Raw genomic sequence first — 22342 nt, forward strand, 5'->3', positions numbered from 1 at the left:
AACCATCTTTTTTGCATAGAAGATGGTTCAAAATTTAAAGGATTAAAAATGCAAACATATTCAAATGATAAAAATATTAAAGAGTCAAACAGACTTATAAGAAAGGCTAAGAAGAGTAAGGTTCCTCTTAGTAAAAGTCAAGCTGAGTTTATTCAAAATACTAGAACGACTTCATTTCTTGATGCAATATTTTCAATGCCAGTGAGGGACTGATTAAGGGTATCTCCTTTAGTATTTGTTCTTCAGTCAGTTGAGAAGGTAGTAATAATTTTACTGCTGGATTCTCTGATGCATTCTTGACTCAACTCCTAATTTATTTTTATAATTTTACTTTTTTACTGCATCCTTACTGCCTTCTTTAAAATGAAAGAGTCAGTAAAATATAGCTTAAAGTAATTTCCTGCTGGATTCTTTGCTGCATTCTTTGCTCAACTCGTAAACTATTTGTAAAAACAGCTCTAATCTGTATAGGTAATGCTGTTTTATATAAGAATAAGACTTTTTTCTTATCTAAATCTAGGTAGTGAAAAATATTTCAAAATATCAAAGAATGCAGCAAAGAATCCAGCAGTAGCTATATATAATAAAAAAATTAATAATAATAATATAAATAAAAAATAAAAAAAATATATATAGAAGATTTAGACTTTCGCCTAAACCTCACTCTCCTTAATCGCTTTTACTAACGATGGCATAATCTCAAATATCGTTGATAGCTTCTCATAACTACCACTAGAGTTATACACATTCGTATATAATGTTTTTGAACTCAACCCATATGGGTCAAGTTCACAAATCTCTTCTATCTTTGATTTCAACTCTCTGGGTAAATCTTCATAATCTTTCATTACTTACCTTTGCTGTTATCGTTGTGTATAATATAATTACACACGCATTTTTCATTTTCTCTTTTTTTAACTATTGGTTTTTTAACTCTTCTCATCATCTTCTCCTAATCTCTGTAGTTGCTGCTGCAACCGCCTATACTGTCACTAAACTTGTGACTTCTCCTACTGACTAAACCTCTTGTTTGGTTGATATTCATTCTCTCGTAATATCTTGCTCTTGGGTCATACATTTTTTTCTCCTAATTTTAATAAATCTTCTATCTTTGGCAAAGTCACCTCTGCACCTAATATTTCATTTATTCTTAGTTGCAATAAGGCTAATGATGAAAAATCATCATCTGCTATTTCCTTATCGCCTCCATGCTCGTACATCCATAGATGCAAATTATTCTCACTGTAGGCTCTTATATTTATTTCTATATATCCTACAAATGTGAAGTAATAATCATCTTCGTAATCCCAGATTGGGTTACTCTCTTTCATCTCAACTCCTTGATATCTCCATATCGTGTTGGAGTGAAATGTAAATCTCTTTCTATTTTTAGCCCTAATGGACCTCTTACACTTTCTAACTCATCTAGGCTCACATTGCCTAGCTCTTTTTCTAGTCCATGCACCATACAGAATAATATTCTGTCCTCTTCATCGTATTCTAAAACCCACCATGTCCAATTGGCATCTGGGGTAAAGAATTTTGCATAAACTATTTTATTTTCTAATTTAGTATTCTCACTCGAATACATTGCCGGAATTATTTTTTCCAACTCTTTTGTCATTAATTGCATTTTTACCTCCTCGTAACTCATGCTATTGATACATTGATTTCTATGGTAAATTTTTCTATTACTCAATTATCTTTTGGGGTAATAAACAGTTAATATAGAAATAAGACATGTTTTTCCATCGTGCAGAGTGTTTTTTATCTTTAAAGATAGTTTTCTAAAAATAAATAGTTATAAATCACTACTGAACAAATGAGTATATGGAAGTCATATGACCTTGAAAAAATAGGCATTAATCTTTATCTCAATATCATGACTTTTAAAAAAGGGATAAGGTGGTTGTTTCTTAGCTGGGAACACTCATAAACTAATTTTATGAAATGTAAAGACCCTTCTTGTGCTTTATTTCATAAAAGTATTACACTATCTTTACTCTAATGTATCGATGGTGTAATTTCTTGTCTAAAAAATCATGGAAAGGTGTTTACAGTGGGTGAAGTGTCTATGGTGTTTAACAAATCATTATATAAATATAAGGATTGCATCATGAAGAATGATATAAAAATAAGTAAATATAAATTGAAGAAGTTTATTGAAGATAGTAAAAAAGTACAAGACACTAAGCCAAAAGAGTTATCTCTTGAAATATTAAAGTTGTTAAAAATAGAAGAAGGTACTTTCTAGGAGTTAAACACCTTAGACACCCTACCCACCTTAGACACTTTTTTATAAAATCAATTTTAAATTTCTAGTATAATGCTTTAAAAAATATTGGAAATAGATGAATACAATAACACTCTCAGTAGATGATGAAAACTTAGAAACCATGCTCATCATTTTGAATAATTTAAAAACAGGTTTAATTAAAAATATTGGAACAAATGGGAAAGCATCTAAAGTCAGAACACCACCATATCAACCCAAAGTGAAGGCAATTATAAAAGATGATGACTTCGGCACTGCCGATAGCAGTGGAAAATATATAAATCCAGCGGCTTATAAACAGCGATTACAAAATAAGAAGTAAAACCACTTTCACATTTAATGAAGTTTCTAATACTCTCTATTTTTGCGTGAGATTTAAATTCTTCCAATACTCTCTAAATTTTAGAGTGTAATATACAGATGCTTCTTCTCTTGACATTTGAAGAGGAATTTTCATGTTTGGAGATTTAGCAATCCAACTACCATCTACTAGTTTCATATCATACTTAACAAGATAATAATATTCACCGTAAGTCATAAGCACTCTTTGAAGGATTTTTAAAATTATAGCAAAACACTATCATTAATTTGATGGTGGCTTTTCTTGTGGCTTAAAACACTATAAACTCTACTATTTTATAGTGTTTCCTTTGTTTAGTCGCTTTACTCAGGCTCTTTCACTTTGTCTGCATCCAAAACCCTATAATATATCCTTTATAAGGACTTATTAGGAGGTTTATTATGAAAACTACAAAATCTATAAAAAGAATCAAAGAAAACATTACAATCGTAGAGTTTAAAAAAATTATGGCTGCAACTCGTGGAGATGACTCTATTAGAGAGAATACAAGATTAAACTTACTCAGAACCTTTGTAATGCTGTATCACACAGGTATGAGACTAAATGAACTTCAAGATTTAAGAGTACAAGATATAAAAGAGCTACTTGAGAATGAAACGGTTAAAGTTCTATCAAAAAAAACATCATCAGAAAGAAAACTCTATCTTACTAAAGAGTTCAAAAAGAACCTTACACCACTATTTGACTTTGAGATAGAAGATGATGAGAATAGAGTTATCTGTAAAGGTAGCAATAAGAACAAACGAACAGGAATAAATCCTATAACATTCATACAGCAAGTAAATCAATATCTAAAAGTTCTTGGTAGCGGCTACACTTCCCATTCGTTTAGACAAGGTATTTTAAGCGACTTTGGAGCTAAGGGAGTTAACATAAAGATTATGAGTAAATTTATTGGACATTCTGATATCAAGACGACCCTCAAATACGTTCAGCCCAGTGACGAAGACATTATGATGAATTTGATTAGGTAGCTTGAAGTTATAAAATTCGACAAATTGCAATATTTTGAACTCCGTCTAAAATTTTATGAGAGAATCTATTTTAAGGAGTAAAATCATGCAAACATATAAAAATAGCAGTAACGTCAATGAAACTAACGATTCAACTGAAACTTACTCATACCAAGGTAGCGAAGTTATAATAATTACCGTTTTTAAAACTGGGGTGAATAGTGTAGCTATAGTTGAGGATGTCAATACAGGAGAACAGTTTGAAGTCTTTAGAGACCAACTTTATTAAACTCAAAATACTTCTCCATTTCTTGAGGAAGAAGATGCTTCGAGTATAAAGCGATAAATCTATTTTATCGATAATCTTGACTATGAATTTTTACTGTAATTACTTTTATTCGTCAGTACTCATAAATGTACCTCTTCAATAACAATGTTTACGCTATCTTCAAAATCATGATAAATTTGTGAAGCATAATACTCGTGAACATTAACCATACTCTCTATTTTAGACCCATCAAAAAACTTAGCAACTGCATTTTTAGAAAAAAACACGTTTGCCAATTCTATAGCTGCAGCTTGAGCTTTGATAAGCGTCGCAAAAGGTTTAATTACTTGAATCTCGTTGTAGCTAATTACTATGACTAAATATTTCATCTTTCCTCTCCTATCATAAAATAAATAGCGTCTCTAGCGTTTCCTGTGCAAAGACCGCCATCAATTTCATTTTCTTCAAGATAATAATTATCTTCATCTTTCTCATCACTTGAGTAAACGTTAACGATATAACCTTCAGAAGTTACAGATTCAAATATCTCATAAAAAAGTCCATTATATTCAAACTCAATCGTTTCGCCATTTTCTAATTTTCTCTCTAACTTCTTTAACTTTGTATTGTTCATTAGTGTAGCTTCTTTACTTCTGATAGAGGTGTTGGCGTAAAGTGAATATCACGCTCTATTGGTAATCCAAGTGGACCCCTTATTGATTCAAGTTCTTTCAAATTAAAATAACCAAGTTCTGATTCATGACCTACAACATAGCCGAAACATGTAAAATCTTCTTTTGATACCTCAGTGATATACCAAGTCCAGTTGCTATCTGGTGTGAAGAGTTTTATATGACATGTTGGGTCTTTGGTGTTTTCTGTGTCGTAGATGTTAGGGAGTGTTTGTAAGAGTTTAGGAGGGATAAGTGTTTGCAATTTTGTTACCTTTCTTAAGATTATCATCACTTAATGTTTCAAGTACCCTACCAGAAGAAAAACTTTTAATAAAAAATAGCTTTGTTCCAAAAAGAACAGGTTTATGAACCTAATGTAAATAATTTGCTATTTTTCCAAAAAGCGAAGTAAAAATTTATTTGAATTGTGTTAAGCTGACTTATTAGACTTAAAGGTTATATATATGAAAAAAGCTTTATGTTATCTAGTTATTAGTTATTTCTTTTCAATGAACTTATACGCAATTACATTAGGTGTAGTTCCTCAACAAAGCCCACTTAAACTTATGAAGGTCTGGGCTCCGATAGCTCAGTATCTTAAAAAAGAGACTGGTATAGATGTTACATTAAAAATTGAATCATCAATTACTAAGTTTGAAAGAGTACTATACTCTGGTGGGTACGATATTGCCTACATGAATCCATATCATTATGTAGTAGCTCATAAGAAAAAAGGTTATTTAGCAAAAGTAAAAGCACATAAAAATATTGTTGGTATATTGGTTACAAGAAAAGATAGTGCTATACAAACTACACAAGACTGTAAAAATAAGATTTTTCTCTTTCCTGCTCCAAATGCTTTTGCAGCAACCTTAGTTACAAAATATGAGTTGTTGAAATTTTTTAATATAGAGCTAAATGAAGAGAAAAAGTTTCTTTACGTCAACTCACATGATTCTGTTTATAAAGGTGTTGCTAGAGGTATTGGAGATGTTGGTGGTGGGATTGAAAGAACATTTGAAAATTTAAATGATAAAGTAACTAAAAACTCTTTAAATATTTTATACAAAACAAAAGGTTATCCTAGTCATCCATTTGCTTTTAAACCATCTTTAAAAGAAGAGACTATAAAAAAAATGTCTAAAGCTATTCTCAATATGCCAAACGGTTTATTAAATAAGTTGAGCATAAAAAAAATGATAAAAACTGATGACTCTCAATATAATATAATAAGAGATATTGCTACAAAACTTAAAATGGATAAAAATTAAAGATGTTTATATCTTTTAAATATAAGTTCATAGTGTCATTTGTAATATTGAATATATTTTTTATATCCGTCGTTGTATTTTTCAATTTTTCATCAATAGAAAAGTTATCTAACTCTTTGGTTAGTCAAAATATGAAGATGGCTAGTAAACTTTTTAGTGAGCTTATTGTTACTCCTATTATTGTTAATGACCTTGCAACTTTAGATAATACAGTAAATAGCTTCGTGAGTATTAAGAATGTTATTGCGGTTAAGATAATGAATAATAATAATATTGTTTTATCTCATAAAAATGATGAAAATCCTACTTACAAAAATATCTTTGAGAACAATAAAGAGATATTACATCTAAATGAAAGAACATTGGTATTGAAATTATTAGATATAAAAATTGATGATGATATTATTGCAAAAGCAAAAATAATTTTTGAAATTACTGATAGTTTACGTATGCAAGAGCGTAACAAAAATGTTACATTTATAATGATGATACTAGAGATAATAGTAATTATTTTAGTTGCTTACTTAATTGGATCTAGCTTGATTAGGAGACTTAGTGTTTTAACACATTCTGCGGAGGAAATAGCAGAAAATAATCAGGTCACTATTCCAAATATTGATAATTATAAAGATGAAGTATCTATATTGGCAAATACACTCCAGTTAATGCAAAATAAAATCAATAAACGAAGTGATGAATTGAAAAAATACATTCAGCTTGTTAATGAAAACATTCTTATTTCAAGAACTGATTTAAATGGAATTATTACAGATGTTAGTGAAGCTTTATGTGAAGTGTCTGGATTCTCTAAAGAAGAATTAATTGGAAAAACCCATGCAGTGATTAAGCATCCAGACACATTGATAAGTGAACATGAAAATTTATGGAAAACTATTTCTAAAGGTAATGAATGGCATGCAGATGTAAAAAATAAAACAAAAGATGGTGGTTTTTTCTGGGCTGACTCTAGCATCTATCCAGATTACGATTATAATCAAAATATTATTGGATATTATGCTATTCGTCATGATATTACTAGTAAAAAAGAGATAGAAAAGTTATCTATTACTGATGGGCTAACTAAATTATACAATAGACGATATTTTGATAACATGTTTGATGAAGAGATTAATAGAGCAAAACGAGATAGAAAAATATTTTGTTTATTATCCTTAGATATAGACTTCTTTAAAAAATATAATGATACTTATGGACATCCAGAGGGTGATCAGGTTTTAATAACTATAGCTAGAGTTTTAAACTCACATATGAAAAGAGCAGGTGATATTGCATTTAGAATAGGTGGTGAAGAATTTAGTGCAATTTTTGTAGAAAAAAATGAAAAAAATGTTTATACCTTTACTGAAAATATACGTCAAGATATAGAAAATCAACAAATTCAACATATAGAAAATACATCTTCAAATTTTGTAACTGCATCATTTGGTGTTATTTATATTGATTTTAGTAAAAATAATAATGCTGAAACAAATAGAGAGGTACTTTATAAAGAAGCTGATAATCAGCTATATAAGGCTAAAGAGACAGGACGAAATAAGGTTGTAATCAAAGCATGTAATTAGATGAACTAGCATGAAAAAATTGAAAGATTTTGATAGAGCTACGAAATCCTTGTTTTCGATCTTTTGTAGTTTTTTAAGAATTTTCAGTATGCGTAGCCACACTAAACTTTAACCTCATAAACTCTTATATTTGGAGCAATTTTTAGTAACAGAAAGATTGCTCTAAATAGAGTTGAATTTTTGAGCATGTTCCAAAAATAACAGTTTAAGTAAATGTCTAGTTTGTAAAGGACATTCCAATCATGGAAAATAATCAAAACAAAGATGAGACTATCCATATTCCAGAAGTTTTAAAACCTTAGTTATGGAATTATACAAAACATGTTAAAATAGTTAAAGTAATTACTAACTAGAGGAGAAATTATGAGGAAGTTACATATTATACTTGCTGCAATCAACATGTCTATTTTAGATGATGAAGTTATGAAAAGAGCGATGTTTACTGCAAAAGAAACAAATGCACAACTACACTTCATTCATACGATTGATATACCACTAATGGATATAGAAATAACCTCCCAATATTTAGGAAAGAAAATTGACAAAGATGCTATCAAAAAGAAGATAGTCCATAAAATAAATGCACTAAATGAGTCTAAATCTGTTGAATATATTGTTAATATCACTATAGGGGATGCTTCCGAACAAGTTATGCATATGGCCGAAAAAATTCATGCTGATTTGATTATTCTTGGTTCACATTCAAAAGCAAAAATTGAGGACTACTATCTTGGGTCTACTGTACAAAAAATTGCAGAAGAAAGCGGGCGTCCTATTTTAGTAATTAAAAATAGTTTTCAAGGAGCTTACAAAAATATTTTAGCACCAACAGACTTCTCGAGTTCTTCTAAAAAAAGTGTTCTATTCACACAAATAGCATTTAAATCTTCTCCTATTATACTTATACATGCTTATAAAAGTTTAGATGATTTTACAATGGAATTTTATACACTCAAGTCAAATAATGAAGAAGAGTACCCAGACTTCTTAGGTCGGTCATATGCAGATATCTTTAAACAAGATGTAGGTATTAGGCATATAGATATGATTAAAAGTTTTTCATCTATTAATAAGAGTTTACTTGAGTATATTCAAAATAAACAAAGTGATCTTATTGTTCTTGGTTCTAGTGGATCTGACATTGTAGGTTCATTTCTTAGTTCTACTGCTTCTTATCTACTTAGAAACACTTTTACAGATGTGTTAATTTACATTCCCCTGAATCAAGAGTAAATAAATTATTTAACAAGGAAATATAATGAATATTCATGACGAACTACCGACAGAGCATGAAGATGCTTTAATCGCATTTTTACATAAAATAATAAAGATAGCGGTAAAAGTATTAGCAATATTAATGGTACTTGTAATATTTTGGGGTGTAGGGGATGTTGTATATGTACTTTATCAAAATCTAATGGCTCCACCATTTATGTTACTTAGTATATCAGACATATTTAAAACCTTTGCAGCTTTTCTTGTTGTACTTATAGCCATAGAAATTTATCAAAATATTGTTATGTATCTAAGAACAGATGTAATACCAATTAAATTAGTAGTTGCAACGGCATTGATGGCAATTGCTAGAAAAGTAATTATAATAGACTTTAGTACTATAACCCCAATGTATATTTTTGCTACAGCTGCAGTAGTTTTAGCGCTTGGTATCACTTATTATCTTATAGGGAAACATCATAAAGAAAAGATTCTAGATCAAAGAAAAGGTGCTACTGATACAGATTGATTAAAGAGGATATAGCATTTTCAAAATATACTTATATTTGAAACAATTTTTAGTAACGGAAGGATTGTTCCAAATAGCATTGAATTTTTGAACATGCTCCATAAGGTACTAATTGTGGGACTAAATTATGATTTAGAATAAAAAGAAACATTTTTTAGAGAATGCTATAACTCTTTTAATTTATAAAGAAGACTTATATTTTAAATTAGATAAAATACCAAAACTTGGAGTTAAACTTGAAAATAAAAAACATTATATTATTAACATTACTTTTTATATCTACAAATAGTATTGTATATACAATTACAGAAGTATACTCAAAACAACGAATAGATTTAGTCCTAAAAGAGGATTTAAATAAACTACAAATTCATTTTGAGATTTTAAATACTACACAAAAAAACATCGCCTATGCTATATCTCAATCAATACAAAGAAATACAGATGCAATTAAGTTTTTAAGTGAGTCATATACTGCAAGTGTAGAACAAAATAAACTCAATAGAGAAAAACTTAATACTCAACTAAAAGAACAATATAGAACTGCTAAAAAACAAGGAGTACTGCAACTACAGTTTGTAAATAGAGATAATATCTCTTTTTTAAGAGTTCATAAACCATCAAAATTTGGAGATGATTTAACTACTGTTAGAGAAGATTATAAAATAGTTAATACAACTAAAGAAACAATTAGAGGTTTTACTCAAGGGAGAACTGCACACGGGTTCAGAAACACTTTTCCACTATTTGATAAAAATAATATACATATTGGAGCAATGGAGATCTCTTTTTCAAGTGCAAAATATCAAAGTTACCTAGACAATGTTAGTGATATACACACTCACTTTTTAGTTGATAAAAAAATATTCAATTCTAAAACTTTGGAAACTAAAAATTTAGTAATAAACTATGAACAATCTGCGGAAGACAACCACTTTATGCTAAATTTAGGTCCATTTCATTCACATCAACGATGTATTGTAGAAAATAACAAAAAACTTAAATCATATAGAAAAATTATAGATACTCATACCAAAACAGGTGAAAAGTTCAACTTTTATTTGAAGTTTAATCAAGATATAGAAATAGTATCATTTTTACCTATTAAAAACTTATCAAATAAAACTGTAGCTTGGATTGTATCATATACAAAATCAGATATTATTAAATCATTAATTACTAGCACTATGATTATTAGAGTATTATCTTTCTTTCTATCACTAGTGATAATATATCTTATATATAGACAAATTAAATCAAATCTTCAAATTAAAATTGAACAAGAAAAATCTGAAAAAAAACAAAATTTATTAAATGAGATTTTAAATACAACAGATAATATTATGATAATCACTGACTTTAAAGATATCAAATATTCAAATGATAAATTTAAATCAATGATGCTAATAGCACATACATCTCAATACAATGAAGAATCTCATCATAATATGCTAAATCTGTTTATGGAAACAGATAGTTACTTACATAGTGGATTACTAAAAGAGAATGAATCATTTGCACATCTGTATAGAAATACTAGAATAACAGATAGAAAGGTACTCATACTCAATGAAAACTTTGAACCAAAAGCATACTCTATAGTTATCCAAAAGCTTAAAGACAAAGGAGAATATCTAGTAACTCTATCAGATATATCTGAACTGCAAGAGGAGTTTAAAGAGGTTGAAAATAAAGCTTATATAGATGGACTTACAGGAGTTTATAATAGAAATAAATTTAATGAACTATTTAGTAAAGAGTTAGAAAGAGTAGAAAGATATAAAGAACCATTAAGTATTACAATTATTGATATTGATCATTTTAAAAAGTTCAATGATACATTTGGACATTTAGTTGGAGATGAAGTTCTAGTATCTATGGCTCAAACTGTAAATAAAAGTACAAGAGAAACAGATACCTTTGCTAGATGGGGTGGAGAGGAGTTTGTAATTATGTTTATTGATACTACTGTAGATAAAGCTAAAAAAGTAGCAGAATCTTTAAAAGATAAAATTGAGGCAAATGAACATCCAACAGCAGGTAAAATAACTGCTAGCTTTGGGATAACAGAATATAAAGATGGAGACAATCTAGATACAATGTTTAAAAGATGTGATGATGCTCTTTATAAAGCTAAAGAAAATGGTAGAAATAGAGTTGAATGTTTATAGTTTTAAACTGTTTGGATTAAATTTAAATCTGTTATAAAACATACTCTTAAACTCCTTTAATCTCTTATATTTGGAACACAAAGTACTCAAATGAGTTTTATATGTTCCACAAAGTGTTCAAAAAGTAAAAAGTATAAATTCCCACAAAGCCTTAGGCGTTTTGGAATAACATCTTAAGTGAATCATTCAGCTCACAAAACGGTACCAAAAACGGACACTAAACTTCACTTAATTTCCTAATATACAGGAAAATTAATCAAAAAGAAGCCTTTATTTCCTACTATTTCCAGCAATTACAGGAAAAGATGGGTAATCGTAATAGACCCGTATGTTCATGCTAAACCCCTTATATACCGTGCTTTACGAGCTTTTAAAGATTTAGCGAACACAAAACCGGTCACTAAAATGTTTGAAACTGAAAGCTATTTTGCTTATATTTTTTTGTATTGTACTAAAAACAAGCACTATCTATGATGAGATTTAAAATGAATATATTCTTTGTGTCCGTTAATACCCTCACCTAACAAATCTATATGATAAAGAAAAGATTAATGCGTTTGTACGTGTTCTTTCATTTCGAATCAAATACAATCAAAAAAGGATTACTCATGTTTGAAGAGCTAATCGAAAAAATAAATAAAATAGAGGCGAATGTGAATCTACTTTTACAGTTACATATAGAACAATCAAATAGTTTAACTACATATAATGATGTTGCAAAATTTTTAGGAGTAACACGTAAAACTATTTATAACTATATAAAAGATGGAAATTTTATAGAAGATAAACATTTTTATAGAAATAATAAAAGAACTCCAACATTTATTCCATCTGGAGTTATTGAGTTTAAAAAGGGTGTAAAAGCTGTTGAGACAAAATCAGTTTTGCCATCTCTTAAAAAGCCAATTGAAAGAGTAAATAATCCAATTGTGTCAAATATGCTTATAGGGGTGGCATAATGAAAGTAGATAACAACACATATGTTACTGTTCTAGGAATAAAATTTACCATTAAAGAAAAGTACGGCAAGCTTCATATTGCTTTTAATATAGATGCCAAAAGAAAAAATAGATCCACAGGTCTTGAAGCAACTAAAAAGAATTTGATTGTTGTAAAAAATGAGATTCTTCCACAGTTTGCTCAAGAACTCATAGCACTAAAAAGCTCTACACAATCAACAATAATTGTTGAAAATGATAATTCTACTCTTGAAAGTATTGCTGATATCCATTTTTTACTTCATAAAGAGAAAGTTCGTGATCATGTATACAAACGTGAAATAAGGAACTACAATCGGCATATAATACCCTACTTCAAAGGTCGACAGCTTAATTCAATAAAATCTATGGAGATTGAGGCTTGGCAAAATCGACTTTTAACTAAATACAAAGTCTTGAGTGTTAAAAAGTATAGAAGTATCTTTTATTCGATCTATACACGCGCTATACAGAACGAACTAGTCATAAAGAACCCATTTGACAATGTACCTGCCCCATCGCTTAAAAAAGAGTTCTATACTTATGCTGAAGCAGAGACTGTTAATCCTTTCACTCAATCAGAAATAGACAAACTTTTAGGTTCCGAAGATGATACATACATTCCAAACTTTATAAAACTGATGTCAAATTGTGGAGCTCGCCCGGGAGAGTTAATTGCTCTAGTATGGGATGACATTGATTTTGAGAAGCGAACTATAAATATTGCTAAGACTATTGTTAATAATGTTGTCAACTTACCTAAGACAATCTCTAGTGTTCGTTGTATAGATATGATAGATGGTGCATATGAAGCGTTACAAGCCCAATACAAGTTAACTGGTACATATGGCACGAATGTGTTTTTAAACTCTAGTAAGAAGAGTTTCTACAGCCACGATATTATAAATCTACTGATGCAAAAGAGACTCAAAAAGTTAGGTATTGAACCAAGAAGCCTTTATCAATTTCGCCATTCATTTGCCTCCAGAATGATTAAAAATGGTATTGATATTACATGGGTTTCCAAGATGCTAGGCCATAAAGACAGCTCTATCACACTTCAGGTCTATACCCATTACTTAAAAGAAGAGGCTCTAGAAATTATTGTTGATTTAATAAAATGTGAAATGCAAAGTAAAACAGATATAAAGTAGTCCTCAACATCCAATAAATTACTATTCAAATAACGAGGAGTTAGTCTGAAAAAGTAGTGTTATTGATAAGTTTATGATTATTGAATAGGTAGATGATGAAAACTTAGAAATTGTACAAACAGTACTTAACAATTTGAAAGCTGGGTTGATTAAAGATATTGAAACAAACGGAAAAGTGTCTAAAGTAAGAACGCCACCATATCAGCCAAGAATTAAGACAATCATGAAAGATGATGACTTTGGAACAAACGATAGCAGTGGAAAATATATAAATCCAGCGGCTTATAAACAGCGGTTACAAAATAAGAAGTAATCTATAATTTTTTAACATTTGATGAAATTTTTAATACTCTCTATTTTTGCGTGAGATTTAAACTCTTCCAATACTCTCTAAATTTGAGAGTGTAATATACAGATGCTTCTTCTCTTGACATTTGAAGAGGAATTTTCATGTTTGGAGATTTAGCAATCCAACTACCATCTACTAGTTTCATATCATACTTAACAAGATAATAATATTCACCGTAAGTCATAAGCACTCTTTGAAGCTTTTTTTAAAATTATAGCAAAATCACTATCATTAATTTGATAGTGAATTTTCTTGTGGCTTAAAACACTATAAATCAATCTATTTTATATGGTTTTGTTGGTTCCGTGCGTTTACTTAGCCTCTTTCACTTTGTCTGCATCCAAAACCCTATAAAATCTCCTATATAAGGACTTATTAGGGGGTTTATTATGAAAACTACAAAATCAATAAAAAGAATCAAAGAGAACATAACAATCGTTGAGTTTAAAAAGATTATGGCTGCAACTCGTGGAGATGACTCTATAAGAGAGAATACAAGATTAAATCTACTTAGAACCTTTGTAATGCTATATCACACAGGTATGAGACTAAATGAACTTCAAGATTTAAGACTACAAGATATAAAAGAGCTACTTGAAAATGAAACTGTTAAAGTTGTCTCCAAAAAAACATCTTCAGAGAGAAAACTCTATCTTACTAAAGAGTTCAAAAAGAACCTTACACCACTATTTGACTTTGAGATTGAAGATGATGAAAATAGAATAATCTGCAAAGGTAGCAATAAGAACAAACGAACTGGCATAAACACTATTACTTTTATTCAACAGATAAATAAATATCTAAAATCAGTTCTTGGTAGTGGCTACACATCGCACTCCTTTAGACAAGGAATTTTAAGTGACTTTGGTGCCAAGGGAGTTAATATCAAAATTATGAGTAAATTTATTGGACATTCTGATATTAAGACTACCCTCAAATATGTTCAGCCAACAGACGAAGATATTATGATGAATTTGATTAGGTAACAAGATATTTGCACCTAGCTATATTTTTAAGTGGCAGTACTTTTTATTGGAACAAGGTAGACTAAAAAGATTGTATGATAGAATGCAGCCATAAAAAGGGTATATGATGGCAACTAGTTTTAAAAATGGTAATGAGGGAAAATATTGTTCTGTTTGTGATGACTGGAAAGAACTGCATGAATATCATAATGAAACAGCCAAAGGTTCTTCGCAAGGTGGCAAGCAAAATGTATGTAAAGAATGTGTCCAAAAAAGAAATAAAAAATAGTTCCTCTATAACACTGGAAGTATTTAGAAATCAACTTTATTAAACTTAAAATATTTCTTCATTCTTTAAAGAAGAAGATGCTTCGAGTTTAACTAAATACATCTATTTTAGATGTAATCGCTTCAATCGCAATATCTTGTAAATACAACGAATGGACTGACTTACAATAAGCTCGAAGTAAATCAATACGTTTATTGTTCCCTTGCAAATCAAAATCTTCATTCATTGAAAAGAATAAACTCATTACATACTCATCACTGACCTTCACATCAAAATCTTGACTATGAATTTTTATAGTAATAATTTTATCCATTTTCTAGCTTTTGATCTAAATCTAAAAACTCTGTTCTAGATGTATCCTTACCCTCAAGAGTACTTATAGACTCTCTAATTAGTTCCACTAGCTCATCTACATCAAAATTTGAAGTCTTACTAGCACCATTATTGATAATAACATTTGAGACTAATTTTAAAAGTGCTTCAACTTTAACAACATCATTTTTTATGTGGTAAGGGATAGTGTATTTATCAAGATAGTTAAATTCATATTCTACATCTTCCGATAGATTATTAAAAGCCTGTTCTTCATCAAACTGTGAGTTCAAAAGGAAATCCATTAAATCAGACTTTTGTTCTTTCGTTACAATCTCTGGAATCTCTTCGTTAATACTACTAAATTTTAAAGTGTACTCACCATCATATTCATCACAATTTAGTAGGTCTATTATTTCAGACTTCTGACACTCTAAGTTTATGTATATATATAGTGTACCTCTTATGCCCATAATGCTACTTACTTCTGGATTGTTATAGATTTTGAAATTGAGTTGTTTATGAATGATTGATGTCATTAGTGGAGCTTCTTTACTTCTGATAGAGGTGTTGGAGTAAAACTTGTATCTTGTTCTATTTTTAAACCAAATGGACCACGAACTGAGTTTAACTCGCTTAATGTAAAGTAGCCAAGTTCTAACTCATGCCCAGAAACTAATCCGAAACAAGTATCCTTATCTTCTTTAGATATCTCTGTGATGTACCAAGTCCAATTACTATCAGGTGTGAATAGTTTTATGTGACAGATGGGATCTTTTGTGTTTTCTGTGTCGTATAGGTCTGGCAGGCTTAAGAGTGCTTTTTGGATTAGTGTTTGCATGAATAACCTTTTTATTTATTGATTATCATCTTTAAAAGGTTCAGATACCCTACCATGAGACAGGACATGAGACATATGGTTTAGTGAGTTTGATTGATTAGAGAAAAGTGTATTAAGAAGTTGACTTTATGAGACAGAGAAGATGGTGACTTATATCAAATAATGTTAGATATGATATTATTACCAATACAACTCTCGGAGCAATTGATATGATAATAACTAAAGAAAAATTAAAACCATTGGAGTTTTATAGGAAACTTAGTAGCGTTGAGCAAGAAAAAATAAATAAAAACTTTTTACTATATTTAGAGAAAGCAAAAAAAGATTTAGGTAATTATGCATGTATAGTTGATATTTGTTTAAAATTGACATATGATGATTGTGAGTATTTCATTAATGACCCTGATACAAGAGCAGGTTATACGGGATTAAATGTTTTTAATGGTATAAGTTCCCAACTGGATAAGATTCTGAAAAACAGTGAATACTCCTTAAAATATTCGGAATATAAGACATAATATTAAAATCTGGTGTGTTAGTTGGCATACTTAACCTTTAAAATGGTATATCTCCATCTAGTTGTACTAAAGTATAACTAAGATCTTCTTTTTTACCTAAAAAACTCTTCAGTTGAGATAGGGTCATAATTTACAAGACACTTAAAAGTATATACCTCATTTTCAAGATATTTCTCTAACTCTTCGCCTGAGGTAATAGCTTCTAGTTTCTCTAGTTCAGTTTTGACATTATTTTCACTATCAAAAAGAATGACATAAGTTCGAAAAAATTCTAGCTTACCATGTTCATAGTCATATATAACTATCTGATATACATTTTTGATATCTGTTTTATCAACTCTCATATCTTCTCCAAACTTAAACGCATCGTATCTTAATCATCAAAGTATTCATCATCATTATCAAATTCATAAAACTTATCTTCAGCTTCTTGGATGATTGCAGATAAAGATACAAGGTCATTAATTTTCTTATCTGTGGTATCTATAAACAGAGCTGTCATCCACTCAGAATTTCCATCTTCATCATATGTTTTATAGATCTGAGTATGATAATCTAAAGAGTCCCAAGAACTACCTTCTAAGTTACAATTACTTAAAATTTCATGTATTTGCTGATCATCATAGTCGGTATGTATTGCTAACTCTGTATCTAATATTCTATTACTTTGTATGAACTCATCTATTTTTGCATATATTAACATCTTATCACCATTTATTATTTGATGAAAATTATAGCAAAAAGATGAATATTAAAAACATTAACCATTCTTTTAGAACATTTTAGGTTAAATAATACAAAAGGTATTAAATGAAATTTATCACACTATTACTATTTACACTAATATCACTACAAGCTCAAAACTTCACAAAAGAAAATCTTCTTGGCATGTGGGAAATATCATCTGCAAAAATCAATAAAACGGTTGCTTTTGGTAACTACATAGGTAAAGAGAGAAATGAGGTTCTAGAACTTCTTTTTAATACTCAAGGCCAGATGAAAATTGTAAAAACTGCTGAAGTATATAATTATGAAGTAGTGCAAGGACAGCTAAAAATATACGATACTAAGATTTATCGAAATGGCTATAAAGTAAAAAGAAAAAATCGCTATGACCTTTTTAAAATTATAGGCTCTTTCGAAGGATGTGATCTTGTTAAACTTATGGAAAAAAAGATACCAGGTTATAACCCTAAACGAGACTTGAAAATGTGTAAAATCTCAGGCATGCCACAACCAACTTATGAAAGTGACATTTCAAACTATAAGTTTTAATAATGAAAGAAAAATTAATGAGAGAAAGACCTAATTTTCAAACTCCAGAGTCCTTGGCATTTAGAGAGAGAATGAAAAACCAAGTATGGGATAATGAACCAGGGAAGCCGTCACTTAGTGAAGAACAAATTGAAGATATTGCAGACGCTTTCGTGAAAGAACAACAAAAAGGAAAAAAGTGACACTAGGACTAATCAAAGATACAAAGTTAAAAGAAGAGACACCATTAGTTGATGTAAATTTCACGCATTCACTCTGTATTGGACAAACGGGAAGCGGTAAGACTACTTCATTTATCTATCCAAATATTAAAAACAGAATGGAATTAGGTCATGGGATACTTTTCTTTGATATTAAAGGAAGTGAGCATTTAGCGCTAAAAAAGCTGGCTTCAGATGCCGACAGACTTGATGACGTAATCGAGATAGGTAAGCCTTGGGGTTCAAATATTAACATCATAGAGTCTCTTAACAACAGAACTTTTGCAACATTACTTATGGAAATCGTTGGGGAGCCTGCTAATGGAGGGAGTAATACATTCTTCTATAATGAAGCAATAAGCCTAGGTTCGAGTATATTTAATACACTCAAACTGAAATCTATAATCTCTAAAGAGCTGCATGAACTAGATAAAGATACCTCGTTTGTATTAGAAAAGTATTTTACTCTAGGTGACCTATATAGTATTATTTACAATATTGATACCCTTTATGAATTTATTCAAGATGGTAAAAAATTTCTTAAAAGTTTACATAGTTTTATAATTCGTAATACTGAATATTATCACGGTGAGAAGAGTGAAGTATATAAAAATATAGTTCTCAACTACTCTAATATGAAAGTAGGAATGAAGTATTTCACCAAATACGATGTTGAAGCAGATAGTAGGAGTAGTGGTGAAAAGTTTGAAGCATCTCTCTTGTCTGTTATTAGCACTCTTTCATCAGGATTTAGTTTTATGTCTACATCCTCTGCAAAGTACATTTCTGAAAAAGAAAACCCTTTAGGCATAGTAGAATCATTACAAGATGGAAAAATCATCATCATAAACGTTAGAGTAATACCAGATACTATACTCGAGTTGATGTTAGATCAGATATTTGAGAAAATGATTGACTTAAATCTTCAAAGCGAAAAGGACAAAAAGCCAATATCCATCTTTATAGACGAAGCGCAAAGACTTATAAACAAAGACATTCCTCTAGACGTGCTTAGAAGCTCAAAAGTAGATGTTCTTATGGCTGTACAAAGTGAAATCCAGCTCATTAGTAAGTTTAAATCAAGAGAAGATTGGCAACAGATCTCTGTAAATATTGCTCAGAAATATGCGTTTAGATCTTCATTTTTTGGTGGAGATCATCTACTCTCTTTTTACGTAGATACAGCGACGTTAAATATATTTGAGTATGCAAAAGAGCATGATGCAAATAAACTTAGAGCAAAACCAATATTCTTAAATAAAGAGGATTTTGACAATGTTGAGCATAGTTATCAGCATAAGGTATTAAAACTAAAAAATATAGAAAAAAATGAGATACTCTTTTATGACGTAACACACTTTGAAAATGAGAGAGAAGTGATACTCATAAACACTAATACTAAACAAAAGAAGTATAGAAAACTCTTTACAGATTTTCAAGACAAGCTTATAGAGAATGAGATCAAGTTCTATCTAAAAGAGCCTATTGAAAGTCTTGTAACAATGCATCCCGTTCCACAAGACAAACTTCAAATCATGTATGATAAATATAAAAAGTATAATAAGACTAGATTGGAGCAAACCTTTGTTAGTAGATTTTCAACGCAAGACAAAGCCTTCTCTTGTACGTATGACATTGGAGAGCTACTTGCTAAGAACGATGAAGATACGGATATATTAGATATATATGATTCGCTTATACGCGATGAGTTTTCAGAGGAATTAACAATAGATGAATACTCTGAGGATGATAAAATTATAACAAACGAATGTGAAGAACTCGCAACCACCCTAGTGGCTTTACTTGAAGAAAATGGTGTATTTGTAATTAATAATAAAGACTTTTTCAGCGTTTACTTTATGAGAGAAATCCCTGATGTTACACCTGTGCAGTTGCGTTTACAATTTGATGATTTAAATGTATAAAATTTAGAAATATTATTTTTAAAGGATATACAATAATACTTAATAATTTGAATTTAGCTACAGAGAAGATGAGTTTTGAAGATTTAACATTTATACTAAATGGTGCATCTGAAGAAACGATCAGTGAATTTTTTGGTAATATTCAAACATATATACCATCTGACGATTTTTTCTCTTTTCTTAATTTTGTAATTAAAAATGATAAGAAATTATTAGAAAAATTTAAACTCAATAAAGAGATCAGTAAAATAATTTTATCTCTGTAGATAGATGTTACTGATTTTTTCTCTAATTTGAAAATAAATGATCAATAGCAGGTTTTCAATACCATTAAATCTAAATATTGATGTCTCTATTCCAAGAGACAGAGACTCCAGCTGTTTATTGAGTCAAATTGTATGAATAAAAATTAGCTAGCTGCCCGAGAAGTTTTAACTTTAGTCTTCATAATTTATAACAAAAATTTAAATAAAACAAAGAGCACAACACTCATAAGAAATAGTTCCAATATCAGTGTTCTTCTATTAGTTAAAAGTAAAAACTCTTTTTTAAATGTTGTATCTCTTTGGCGTTTTCTCTCATACCCCACAGCAGATGCGACAGCAAAAAAGAGTACATTAACATATATGACTATGAAAAATAAAAAGCTGTTTATAATCTCAATACTATATATCATCAGTCTCTATTGTGTTCATTAAAGTCATCACCTGTAAAGCTTTTTATCTGTTCTATTATGACGGGATTATAGTATAGTTGTCCATTAATTATTATAAATAGATTAAGAAAACTTGCAGAGATATTTAAATGTATGCTGGTAATTCTCTATAGCATCAGCTTACGTGTGTCACCACTCTTTATTGGCCGTTATACAGCTCAAAAATAGCACTTCTAATACTCTGACTGTAAACAGCATTAAAGCCACTGTATTCATTCGTTCCACTAAAAAAAGGTAGCTTATTTAAGTTTTGTATACCGGCATAGTAAAATCCGCCAGTTTGCTCAAAATGTTTTAATGCATTTGCTTTCATGATATGCACATAAGGCTCTTTGTTTGTTAGAAGATAAAAATATACGGGAGTACTGTCTTTTATAAAATCGGCATATTGTTCGTGCCACTCTTTAGAATATTTTACTAAGTCATCATCTGAAATGTTTGCTCTGTATTTTACCTCTACGAATGAAGCATTGTCTCCACTTGGGTGCACGACTAAAAAGTCTGGCATATACTGCATACGATTTTTCAGAGATGCAACAGCTTTTCTACCACTTTGTAACTTTGCAAATGCTGGAGACAGTTCTTCTATGCCAACTTTATTGACATGGCATCCCATCAACTCAAAGTGATGTTTACAGATAAGTTCTGCAAAGTCACCTTTAATTTTTTTTATTTTAAACTCGGGTGTGTTAGTTGGCATACTTAACCTTTAAAATGGTATATTTCCTTCTTGTACTACTATTGAAGTCTCACTAGGAGTTTCTTTTTTACCTAAAAATTCTTCAGTTGAGATAGGATCATAATTCACAAGATACTCAAAAGCATACTCTTCATTTTCAAGATATATTTCAAGCTCTTCCCCTGAGCAAATAGTTTCAAGTTTTTCTAGTTCAGATTTTACATTATTTTCATTATTAAAAAGAATGACATAAGTTCTTAAAAACTCTAATTTACCATATTCATAGTCATATATAGCTATCTCATATACATTTTTGATATTTGTTTTATCTACCTGCACATTTTCTCCAAATTCAAACGCATTACTTCTTAATCATCAAATAATTCATCATTATCAAACTCATAGAACTTATCTTCAGCCTCTTGGATTATGGCAGATAAAGATACAAGATCATCAATTTTCTTATCTGTAGTATCTATAAACAGAACTGTCATCCACTCAGAGTTTCCATCTTTATCATAGGTTTTGTAGATCCGAGTGTGATAATCTAAAGACTCCCATGAGCTACCTTCTAGGTTACAATTACTTAAAATTTTATGTATTTGCTGATCATCATAGTCGGTATGTATCTCTAGTTGTGTATCTAATGTTTTTCCACTTTGTATAAACTCATCTATTTCTTGATATATTAACATCTTATCACCATTTATTATTTGATGGAAATTATAGCAAAAAGATGAATATTTTAAAACATTAACCATTCTATTATAACAATTCAGGTTAAATAACAACAAAGGTTTAAAATGAAATTTTATAATGGCCTGAAAAATCAAGACAACTTTT

The 22342-nt window shown here is 29.8% G+C and carries 38 protein-coding genes; 20 read left to right on the plus strand and 18 right to left on the minus strand.

Annotated elements, in window-relative coordinates; translation table 11 throughout:
• Positions 1–48: 48 nt before the first annotated feature.
• Positions 49–213 carry a hypothetical protein gene (locus HUE88_RS07105; RefSeq protein WP_194368037.1) on the plus strand — a complete coding sequence of 55 codons (165 nt, stop codon included), beginning with the start codon at positions 49–51 and terminating at the stop codon, positions 211–213.
• A gap of 440 nt (positions 214–653) precedes the next feature.
• On the opposite strand, the gene HUE88_RS07110 is transcribed toward HUE88_RS07105, so the two are convergent.
• From HUE88_RS07110 to HUE88_RS07120, 4 genes are all read right to left on the minus strand, one after another.
• Entirely contained in the window at positions 654–848 is a 195-nt protein-coding gene (locus tag HUE88_RS07110; protein ID WP_194368038.1) for a hypothetical protein, read from the minus strand.
• Positions 849–952: 104 nt separating this feature from the next.
• Entirely contained in the window at positions 953–1078 is a 126-nt protein-coding gene (locus tag HUE88_RS14005) for a hypothetical protein (protein WP_268245910.1), read from the minus strand.
• A complete protein-coding gene (locus HUE88_RS07115; protein ID WP_194368039.1) occupies positions 1071–1331 on the minus strand; it encodes a hypothetical protein in 261 nt (86 codons plus the stop codon). The genes HUE88_RS14005 and HUE88_RS07115 overlap by 8 nt, the downstream gene beginning before the upstream one ends.
• Positions 1328–1633: a DUF2958 domain-containing protein gene (locus HUE88_RS07120; RefSeq protein WP_194368040.1), complete on the minus strand. Its 306-nt coding sequence runs from the start codon at positions 1631–1633 to the stop codon at positions 1328–1330. Before HUE88_RS07120 ends, HUE88_RS07115 begins: the two co-directional genes overlap by 4 nt.
• A 483-nt stretch (positions 1634–2116) precedes the next feature.
• On the opposite strand from HUE88_RS07120, the gene HUE88_RS07125 reads away from it, so the two are divergent.
• Both HUE88_RS07125 and HUE88_RS07130 read left to right on the plus strand, forming a co-directional pair.
• Positions 2117–2254, plus strand: a complete 138-nt coding sequence (locus tag HUE88_RS07125) for a hypothetical protein (protein WP_194368041.1) — start codon at positions 2117–2119, stop codon at positions 2252–2254.
• Between the two features lie 97 nt (positions 2255–2351).
• Positions 2352–2597 (plus strand): hypothetical protein, encoded by a 246-nt coding sequence (locus HUE88_RS07130; RefSeq protein ID WP_194368042.1) that lies wholly within the window; start codon positions 2352–2354, stop codon positions 2595–2597.
• 36 nt (positions 2598–2633) lie between these two features.
• Here HUE88_RS07130 and HUE88_RS07135 read toward each other — a convergent pair whose 3' ends face one another.
• Complete coding sequence (locus HUE88_RS07135; protein WP_194368043.1) at positions 2634–2813, minus strand: hypothetical protein; 180 nt, start codon at positions 2811–2813, stop codon at positions 2634–2636.
• Positions 2814–3016: 203 nt separating this feature from the next.
• On the opposite strand from HUE88_RS07135, the gene HUE88_RS07140 reads away from it, so the two are divergent.
• Both HUE88_RS07140 and HUE88_RS07145 read left to right on the plus strand, forming a co-directional pair.
• Positions 3017–3610: a tyrosine-type recombinase/integrase gene (locus tag HUE88_RS07140; protein ID WP_194368044.1), complete on the plus strand. Its 594-nt coding sequence runs from the start codon at positions 3017–3019 to the stop codon at positions 3608–3610.
• Positions 3611–3695: 85 nt separating this feature from the next.
• A complete protein-coding gene (locus HUE88_RS07145) occupies positions 3696–3878 on the plus strand; it encodes a hypothetical protein (protein WP_194368045.1) in 183 nt (60 codons plus the stop codon).
• A 119-nt stretch (positions 3879–3997) separates the two neighbouring features.
• On the opposite strand, the gene HUE88_RS07150 is transcribed toward HUE88_RS07145, so the two are convergent.
• The 3 genes from HUE88_RS07150 to HUE88_RS07160 are packed head-to-tail and all read right to left on the minus strand — an operon-like array spanning position 3998 to position 4793.
• Positions 3998–4246, minus strand: coding sequence for a hypothetical protein (locus HUE88_RS07150; protein ID WP_194368046.1), 249 nt, complete (start codon positions 4244–4246; stop codon positions 3998–4000).
• A complete protein-coding gene (locus HUE88_RS07155) occupies positions 4243–4491 on the minus strand; it encodes a hypothetical protein (RefSeq protein WP_194368047.1) in 249 nt (82 codons plus the stop codon). The genes HUE88_RS07150 and HUE88_RS07155 overlap by 4 nt, the downstream gene beginning before the upstream one ends.
• Positions 4491–4793: a DUF2958 domain-containing protein gene (locus tag HUE88_RS07160; protein ID WP_229860026.1), complete on the minus strand. Its 303-nt coding sequence runs from the start codon at positions 4791–4793 to the stop codon at positions 4491–4493. The genes HUE88_RS07155 and HUE88_RS07160 overlap by 1 nt, the downstream gene beginning before the upstream one ends.
• A gap of 202 nt (positions 4794–4995) precedes the next feature.
• Here HUE88_RS07160 and HUE88_RS07165 point away from each other — a divergent pair, with 202 nt between their 5' ends.
• From HUE88_RS07165 to HUE88_RS07200, 8 genes are all read left to right on the plus strand, one after another.
• Entirely contained in the window at positions 4996–5802 is an 807-nt protein-coding gene (locus HUE88_RS07165) for a phosphate/phosphite/phosphonate ABC transporter substrate-binding protein (RefSeq protein ID WP_194368049.1), read from the plus strand.
• A 137-nt stretch (positions 5803–5939) separates the two neighbouring features.
• Entirely contained in the window at positions 5940–7385 is a 1446-nt protein-coding gene (locus HUE88_RS07170; protein ID WP_194368050.1) for a sensor domain-containing diguanylate cyclase, read from the plus strand.
• 363 nt (positions 7386–7748) lie between these two features.
• A complete protein-coding gene (locus HUE88_RS07175; protein ID WP_194368051.1) occupies positions 7749–8618 on the plus strand; it encodes a universal stress protein in 870 nt (289 codons plus the stop codon).
• Between the two features lie 25 nt (positions 8619–8643).
• Entirely contained in the window at positions 8644–9129 is a 486-nt protein-coding gene (locus HUE88_RS07180) for a phosphate-starvation-inducible PsiE family protein (protein ID WP_194368052.1), read from the plus strand.
• Between the two features lie 236 nt (positions 9130–9365).
• Positions 9366–11300, plus strand: coding sequence for a GGDEF domain-containing protein (locus tag HUE88_RS07185; protein WP_194368053.1), 1935 nt, complete (start codon positions 9366–9368; stop codon positions 11298–11300).
• 608 nt (positions 11301–11908) lie between these two features.
• Positions 11909–12259 (plus strand): helix-turn-helix transcriptional regulator, encoded by a 351-nt coding sequence (locus HUE88_RS07190; RefSeq protein WP_194368054.1) that lies wholly within the window; start codon positions 11909–11911, stop codon positions 12257–12259.
• The gene (locus tag HUE88_RS07195) at positions 12259–13431 is read left to right on the plus strand and encodes a tyrosine-type recombinase/integrase (RefSeq protein WP_194368055.1); all 1173 of its coding nucleotides are present in this window, start codon (positions 12259–12261) and stop codon (positions 13429–13431) included. Before HUE88_RS07190 ends, HUE88_RS07195 begins: the two co-directional genes overlap by 1 nt.
• A gap of 133 nt (positions 13432–13564) precedes the next feature.
• Complete coding sequence (locus HUE88_RS07200) at positions 13565–13744, plus strand: hypothetical protein (RefSeq protein ID WP_194368056.1); 180 nt, start codon at positions 13565–13567, stop codon at positions 13742–13744.
• A gap of 40 nt (positions 13745–13784) precedes the next feature.
• On the opposite strand, the gene HUE88_RS07205 is transcribed toward HUE88_RS07200, so the two are convergent.
• Positions 13785–13964: a hypothetical protein gene (locus HUE88_RS07205; protein WP_194368057.1), complete on the minus strand. Its 180-nt coding sequence runs from the start codon at positions 13962–13964 to the stop codon at positions 13785–13787.
• Between the two features lie 205 nt (positions 13965–14169).
• Here HUE88_RS07205 and HUE88_RS07210 point away from each other — a divergent pair, with 205 nt between their 5' ends.
• Complete coding sequence (locus HUE88_RS07210; RefSeq protein WP_194368058.1) at positions 14170–14766, plus strand: tyrosine-type recombinase/integrase; 597 nt, start codon at positions 14170–14172, stop codon at positions 14764–14766.
• 103 nt (positions 14767–14869) lie between these two features.
• Positions 14870–15034 carry a hypothetical protein gene (locus HUE88_RS07215; RefSeq protein WP_194368059.1) on the plus strand — a complete coding sequence of 55 codons (165 nt, stop codon included), beginning with the start codon at positions 14870–14872 and terminating at the stop codon, positions 15032–15034.
• A gap of 88 nt (positions 15035–15122) precedes the next feature.
• On the opposite strand, the gene HUE88_RS07220 is transcribed toward HUE88_RS07215, so the two are convergent.
• From HUE88_RS07220 to HUE88_RS07230, 3 genes are read right to left on the minus strand one after another with little or no spacing between them, the layout of a single operon-like run.
• Entirely contained in the window at positions 15123–15347 is a 225-nt protein-coding gene (locus HUE88_RS07220) for a hypothetical protein (RefSeq protein WP_194368060.1), read from the minus strand.
• Positions 15340–15885 (minus strand): hypothetical protein, encoded by a 546-nt coding sequence (locus HUE88_RS07225; protein WP_194368061.1) that lies wholly within the window; start codon positions 15883–15885, stop codon positions 15340–15342. Before HUE88_RS07225 ends, HUE88_RS07220 begins: the two co-directional genes overlap by 8 nt.
• Entirely contained in the window at positions 15885–16187 is a 303-nt protein-coding gene (locus tag HUE88_RS07230) for a DUF2958 domain-containing protein (RefSeq protein ID WP_194368062.1), read from the minus strand. The genes HUE88_RS07225 and HUE88_RS07230 overlap by 1 nt, the downstream gene beginning before the upstream one ends.
• A 209-nt stretch (positions 16188–16396) precedes the next feature.
• On the opposite strand from HUE88_RS07230, the gene HUE88_RS07235 reads away from it, so the two are divergent.
• On the plus strand, positions 16397–16705 hold the full coding sequence (locus tag HUE88_RS07235; RefSeq protein ID WP_194368063.1) for a hypothetical protein: 309 nt from the start codon (positions 16397–16399) through the stop codon (positions 16703–16705).
• Positions 16706–16797: 92 nt separating this feature from the next.
• Here HUE88_RS07235 and HUE88_RS07240 read toward each other — a convergent pair whose 3' ends face one another.
• The gene (locus HUE88_RS07240; protein ID WP_194368064.1) at positions 16798–17049 is read right to left on the minus strand and encodes a hypothetical protein; all 252 of its coding nucleotides are present in this window, start codon (positions 17047–17049) and stop codon (positions 16798–16800) included.
• A gap of 29 nt (positions 17050–17078) precedes the next feature.
• Positions 17079–17408, minus strand: a complete 330-nt coding sequence (locus HUE88_RS07245) for a hypothetical protein (protein WP_194368065.1) — start codon at positions 17406–17408, stop codon at positions 17079–17081.
• 107 nt (positions 17409–17515) lie between these two features.
• Here HUE88_RS07245 and HUE88_RS07250 point away from each other — a divergent pair, with 107 nt between their 5' ends.
• Genes HUE88_RS07250 through HUE88_RS07265 form a run of 4 tightly spaced genes read left to right on the plus strand, consistent with a single transcriptional unit; the run spans position 17516 to position 20371 of the window.
• Complete coding sequence (locus HUE88_RS07250) at positions 17516–17980, plus strand: hypothetical protein (protein WP_194368066.1); 465 nt, start codon at positions 17516–17518, stop codon at positions 17978–17980.
• Positions 17981–17997: 17 nt separating this feature from the next.
• On the plus strand, positions 17998–18162 hold the full coding sequence (locus HUE88_RS07255; RefSeq protein WP_194368067.1) for a hypothetical protein: 165 nt from the start codon (positions 17998–18000) through the stop codon (positions 18160–18162).
• Positions 18159–20105: a type IV secretory system conjugative DNA transfer family protein gene (locus HUE88_RS07260; RefSeq protein ID WP_194368068.1), complete on the plus strand. Its 1947-nt coding sequence runs from the start codon at positions 18159–18161 to the stop codon at positions 20103–20105. Before HUE88_RS07255 ends, HUE88_RS07260 begins: the two co-directional genes overlap by 4 nt.
• A 47-nt stretch (positions 20106–20152) precedes the next feature.
• The gene (locus tag HUE88_RS07265) at positions 20153–20371 is read left to right on the plus strand and encodes a hypothetical protein (protein WP_194368069.1); all 219 of its coding nucleotides are present in this window, start codon (positions 20153–20155) and stop codon (positions 20369–20371) included.
• A gap of 185 nt (positions 20372–20556) precedes the next feature.
• Here the strand turns inward: HUE88_RS07265 and HUE88_RS07270 are convergent, their stop codons facing one another.
• From HUE88_RS07270 to HUE88_RS07285, 4 genes are all read right to left on the minus strand, one after another.
• Positions 20557–20781 carry a hypothetical protein gene (locus tag HUE88_RS07270; RefSeq protein ID WP_194368070.1) on the minus strand — a complete coding sequence of 75 codons (225 nt, stop codon included), beginning with the start codon at positions 20779–20781 and terminating at the stop codon, positions 20557–20559.
• Positions 20782–20959: 178 nt separating this feature from the next.
• Entirely contained in the window at positions 20960–21520 is a 561-nt protein-coding gene (locus tag HUE88_RS07275; RefSeq protein ID WP_194368071.1) for a hypothetical protein, read from the minus strand.
• Between the two features lie 9 nt (positions 21521–21529).
• On the minus strand, positions 21530–21838 hold the full coding sequence (locus HUE88_RS07280; RefSeq protein WP_194368072.1) for a hypothetical protein: 309 nt from the start codon (positions 21836–21838) through the stop codon (positions 21530–21532).
• Between the two features lie 29 nt (positions 21839–21867).
• Positions 21868–22194: a hypothetical protein gene (locus HUE88_RS07285; protein WP_194368073.1), complete on the minus strand. Its 327-nt coding sequence runs from the start codon at positions 22192–22194 to the stop codon at positions 21868–21870.
• Positions 22195–22342 lie beyond the last annotated feature (148 nt).

Origin of the sequence: Candidatus Sulfurimonas baltica (genome assembly GCF_015265455.1) — a bacterium.
In the GTDB taxonomy this organism is placed as follows: Bacteria; Campylobacterota; Campylobacteria; order Campylobacterales; family Sulfurimonadaceae; genus Sulfurimonas; species Sulfurimonas baltica.

What these genes read in the sequence shown, in the direction of transcription:
- HUE88_RS07105 (WP_194368037.1), top strand. Translation starts at nt 49, where the DNA reads ATGCAAACATATTCAAATGATAAAAATATTAAAGAGTCAAACAGACTT.
- HUE88_RS07110 (WP_194368038.1), bottom strand. Translation starts at nt 848, where the DNA reads ATGAAAGATTATGAAGATTTACCCAGAGAGTTGAAATCAAAGATAGAA.
- HUE88_RS14005 (WP_268245910.1), bottom strand. Translation starts at nt 1,078, where the DNA reads ATGTATGACCCAAGAGCAAGATATTACGAGAGAATGAATATCAACCAA.
- HUE88_RS07115 (WP_194368039.1), bottom strand. Translation starts at nt 1,331, where the DNA reads ATGAAAGAGAGTAACCCAATCTGGGATTACGAAGATGATTATTACTTC.
- HUE88_RS07120 (WP_194368040.1), bottom strand. Translation starts at nt 1,633, where the DNA reads ATGCAATTAATGACAAAAGAGTTGGAAAAAATAATTCCGGCAATGTAT.
- HUE88_RS07125 (WP_194368041.1), top strand. Translation starts at nt 2,117, where the DNA reads ATGAAGAATGATATAAAAATAAGTAAATATAAATTGAAGAAGTTTATT.
- HUE88_RS07130 (WP_194368042.1), top strand. Translation starts at nt 2,352, where the DNA reads ATGAATACAATAACACTCTCAGTAGATGATGAAAACTTAGAAACCATG.
- HUE88_RS07135 (WP_194368043.1), bottom strand. Translation starts at nt 2,813, where the DNA reads ATGACTTACGGTGAATATTATTATCTTGTTAAGTATGATATGAAACTA.
- HUE88_RS07140 (WP_194368044.1), top strand. Translation starts at nt 3,017, where the DNA reads ATGAAAACTACAAAATCTATAAAAAGAATCAAAGAAAACATTACAATC.
- HUE88_RS07145 (WP_194368045.1), top strand. Translation starts at nt 3,696, where the DNA reads ATGCAAACATATAAAAATAGCAGTAACGTCAATGAAACTAACGATTCA.
- HUE88_RS07150 (WP_194368046.1), bottom strand. Translation starts at nt 4,246, where the DNA reads ATGAAATATTTAGTCATAGTAATTAGCTACAACGAGATTCAAGTAATT.
- HUE88_RS07155 (WP_194368047.1), bottom strand. Translation starts at nt 4,491, where the DNA reads ATGAACAATACAAAGTTAAAGAAGTTAGAGAGAAAATTAGAAAATGGC.
- HUE88_RS07165 (WP_194368049.1), top strand. Translation starts at nt 4,996, where the DNA reads ATGAAAAAAGCTTTATGTTATCTAGTTATTAGTTATTTCTTTTCAATG.
- HUE88_RS07170 (WP_194368050.1), top strand. Translation starts at nt 5,940, where the DNA reads ATGGCTAGTAAACTTTTTAGTGAGCTTATTGTTACTCCTATTATTGTT.
- HUE88_RS07175 (WP_194368051.1), top strand. Translation starts at nt 7,749, where the DNA reads ATGAGGAAGTTACATATTATACTTGCTGCAATCAACATGTCTATTTTA.
- HUE88_RS07180 (WP_194368052.1), top strand. Translation starts at nt 8,644, where the DNA reads ATGAATATTCATGACGAACTACCGACAGAGCATGAAGATGCTTTAATC.
- HUE88_RS07190 (WP_194368054.1), top strand. Translation starts at nt 11,909, where the DNA reads ATGTTTGAAGAGCTAATCGAAAAAATAAATAAAATAGAGGCGAATGTG.
- HUE88_RS07195 (WP_194368055.1), top strand. Translation starts at nt 12,259, where the DNA reads ATGAAAGTAGATAACAACACATATGTTACTGTTCTAGGAATAAAATTT.
- HUE88_RS07205 (WP_194368057.1), bottom strand. Translation starts at nt 13,964, where the DNA reads ATGACTTACGGTGAATATTATTATCTTGTTAAGTATGATATGAAACTA.
- HUE88_RS07210 (WP_194368058.1), top strand. Translation starts at nt 14,170, where the DNA reads ATGAAAACTACAAAATCAATAAAAAGAATCAAAGAGAACATAACAATC.
- HUE88_RS07215 (WP_194368059.1), top strand. Translation starts at nt 14,870, where the DNA reads ATGATGGCAACTAGTTTTAAAAATGGTAATGAGGGAAAATATTGTTCT.
- HUE88_RS07220 (WP_194368060.1), bottom strand. Translation starts at nt 15,347, where the DNA reads ATGGATAAAATTATTACTATAAAAATTCATAGTCAAGATTTTGATGTG.
- HUE88_RS07225 (WP_194368061.1), bottom strand. Translation starts at nt 15,885, where the DNA reads ATGACATCAATCATTCATAAACAACTCAATTTCAAAATCTATAACAAT.
- HUE88_RS07230 (WP_194368062.1), bottom strand. Translation starts at nt 16,187, where the DNA reads ATGCAAACACTAATCCAAAAAGCACTCTTAAGCCTGCCAGACCTATAC.
- HUE88_RS07235 (WP_194368063.1), top strand. Translation starts at nt 16,397, where the DNA reads ATGATAATAACTAAAGAAAAATTAAAACCATTGGAGTTTTATAGGAAA.
- HUE88_RS07240 (WP_194368064.1), bottom strand. Translation starts at nt 17,049, where the DNA reads ATGAGAGTTGATAAAACAGATATCAAAAATGTATATCAGATAGTTATA.
- HUE88_RS07245 (WP_194368065.1), bottom strand. Translation starts at nt 17,408, where the DNA reads ATGTTAATATATGCAAAAATAGATGAGTTCATACAAAGTAATAGAATA.
- HUE88_RS07250 (WP_194368066.1), top strand. Translation starts at nt 17,516, where the DNA reads ATGAAATTTATCACACTATTACTATTTACACTAATATCACTACAAGCT.
- HUE88_RS07255 (WP_194368067.1), top strand. Translation starts at nt 17,998, where the DNA reads ATGAGAGAAAGACCTAATTTTCAAACTCCAGAGTCCTTGGCATTTAGA.
- HUE88_RS07270 (WP_194368070.1), bottom strand. Translation starts at nt 20,781, where the DNA reads ATGATATATAGTATTGAGATTATAAACAGCTTTTTATTTTTCATAGTC.
- HUE88_RS07275 (WP_194368071.1), bottom strand. Translation starts at nt 21,520, where the DNA reads ATGCCAACTAACACACCCGAGTTTAAAATAAAAAAAATTAAAGGTGAC.
- HUE88_RS07285 (WP_194368073.1), bottom strand. Translation starts at nt 22,194, where the DNA reads ATGTTAATATATCAAGAAATAGATGAGTTTATACAAAGTGGAAAAACA.